2 protein-coding genes, 1 tRNA gene and 2 pseudogenes are annotated in these 2,306 nt (G+C 65.0%); all 5 read left to right on the plus strand.

Annotated features, from left to right (window positions below):
- The first annotated feature begins 161 nt into the window (after positions 1–161).
- A tRNA-Gly gene (locus Mspo_RS19280) sits at positions 162–236 on the plus strand.
- A 285-nt stretch (positions 237–521) separates the two neighbouring features.
- A pseudogene (locus tag Mspo_RS19285) lies at positions 522–890 on the plus strand (ATPase, T2SS/T4P/T4SS family); the annotation flags it as partial.
- On the plus strand, positions 887–1,225 hold the full coding sequence (locus Mspo_RS19290) for a TrbC/VirB2 family protein (protein ID WP_159732897.1): 339 nt from the start codon (positions 887–889) through the stop codon (positions 1,223–1,225). The pseudogene Mspo_RS19285 and the gene Mspo_RS19290, both read left to right, overlap by 4 nt.
- Positions 1,225–1,503, plus strand: a complete 279-nt coding sequence (locus tag Mspo_RS19295; protein WP_159732899.1) for a VirB3 family type IV secretion system protein — start codon at positions 1,225–1,227, stop codon at positions 1,501–1,503. Before Mspo_RS19290 ends, Mspo_RS19295 begins: the two co-directional genes overlap by 1 nt.
- A 7-nt stretch (positions 1,504–1,510) precedes the next feature.
- A pseudogene (locus Mspo_RS19300) lies at positions 1,511–2,306 on the plus strand (conjugal transfer protein TrbE); the annotation flags it as partial.

The raw sequence follows: 2,306 nt of genomic DNA on the forward strand, positions 1-2,306 counted from the left end.
GCGCATGACCGCCGCCTGGGACGACGACTTCCTCGCAAGTCTCGTCGCCGCCTGAAATCCTTCACCCGATTCCCCTGCGCCCTGTGCGCAGCCGTTCGAGACAGTTGCAATGACGCTTCGATTACGGCATAAGGACCCCGCTGCGGCGACGCGGCGCGGATGCGGGTGTAGCTCAGGGGTAGAGCACAACCTTGCCAAGGTTGGGGTCGAGGGTTCGAATCCCTTCGCCCGCTCCAAAATAGACAATATATTCCAGAGCGTTATGAAAAGGCCGCCGCAAGGCGGCCTTTCACTTTTCCAAAGTGGTGTCCACATGGTGTCCACCACCTTGGAACGGGCCGTCAGCGCCACTGACTCCCTCTGGCGATCCTTCATCGTCGACGGTCCTATGTCCGAGGAGGTCGTCGCGTTCCACCTCAGCCCGTGCATGGCGCAACCCAGCGACCTTGCTCCAACTCCGATTCCGGCGCCCAGCGGAACGAAATCGGCGACCGCTGTCGGGCTCACCGGCGTGCGTCGTCTCCCTTTCCGATCTCGTCCGCTCGTCGCTTCGACTGCGGCCAGACCGCATTCCGATCGGCGAGGTTCGCGGCGCGGAAGCCCTCGACCTGCTGAAGGCCTGGGGCACCGGACATCCCGGTGGCATCGCCACCATTCACGCCGGCACGGCGCTCGGGGCGCTGCGCCGTCTCGAGCAGCTCATTCAGGAAGCCGTAATCACCGTGCCGCGCGCGCTGATCGCCGAGACCATCGATGTCATCGCCGTTCTGCAGGGCCGCGGTGGCGAGCGGCGCCTCGCCGAACTCGCGACCGTCGACGGCCTCGATCCATCCACCGGCGATTACCGAGTCCTTTCGATCGCTGCACATGTCGCAGGAGACCAATCATGACGCCCTTTACTCCAAATAGCCGATTTGGCCGACGCATTACCATCCTCGCTGCCATCATCGGCTGCGCGGTGATGTCTTCATCTTCGGCTCACGCCTCCGGCTCTTCCATGCCGTGGGAAACTCCGCTCAACCAAATTCTCGAATCCATCCAGGGCCCGGTCGCCAAGATCATTTCGGTCATCATCATCACAGTGACCGGCCTGACGCTCGCCTTCGGCGACACGTCGGGCGGATTCCGCCGGCTGATCCAGATCGTCTTCGGTCTCTCGATCGCTTTCGCCGCCAGCTCCTTCTTTCTCTCCTTCTTCTCCTTCTCCGGCGGAGCGCTGATCTGATGAGCGGCTTCGACAGCGCCGAGGACGTCCCCGGCTTCTTCGTCCCCGTACATCGGGCGTTGACCGATCCGATCCTGCTCGGCGGCGCGCCGCGGGCGGTCGCGATCGCCAATGGCACGCTGGCCGCGGCGCTCGCGCTCGGACTCCGCCTCTGGCTACCCGGCGCTCTGTTCTGGGCGGTCAGCCACAGCGCCGCGGTCTGGGCGGCCAAGCGCGATCCGCAATTCGTCGAGGTCGTGCGCCGCCACCTGCGCTATCCCGCTTTTTTCGGTGTGTGAGGCCGCCATGCTGAACCTCGCCGAATATCGTGGCCGACCGACGAGCCTCGCCGATTTCCTGCCCTGGGCCGCCCTCGTCGCCGAAGGCGTCGTCCTCAACAAGGACGGCTCGTTTCAGCGCACGGCGCGCTTCCGCGGACCGGACCTCGACAGCGCCACGCCGGCCGAGCTCGTCGGCGTGACCGCGCGCCTCAACAATGCGCTGCGCCGTCTCGGCTCCGGCTGGGCCATTTTCGTCGAAGCCGATCGCTTGCCGGCGCAGCATTATCCGCACGACCGCTTTTCCGACGCGGCTTCGGCGCTCGTCGACCTAGAGCGACAGAACGCCTTCGAGGAGGCGAGCGCGCATTTCGAGAGCCGGTATTTCCTGACGCTCCTCTGGCTGCCGCCGGAGGAGGACGCGTCGCGCGCCGAGAATTGGCTCTTTGAAGGCCGCGCGCAAGACGGCGTCGATCCGTGGGAGCTGCTGCGCGGCTTCATCGATCGCACCAATCGCGTGCTGCAATTGGTCGAGAGCTTTATGCCCGAGACCGCATGGCTCGACGATGGCGAAACGCTGACATTCCTGCATTCGACGATATCGACACGCAGGCAGCGCGTCCGCGTCCCCGAAACGCCGATGCATCTCGATGCGCTGCTCGCCGACGAGCCGCTCACCGGAGGCATGGAGCCACGGCTCGGAAACGCGCATCTGCGCATTCTGACCATCGTCGGCTTTCCGAGCATGTCGAGTCGCCCGGAGGAATTTCACCCCCGGGCGCTCCTAGAACCGTGCATGAACCTCTCGACTCACACGGCTCCCG

This window comes from Methylosinus sp. Ce-a6 (assembly GCF_009811655.1).
GTDB lineage: Bacteria > Pseudomonadota > Alphaproteobacteria > Rhizobiales > Beijerinckiaceae > Methylosinus.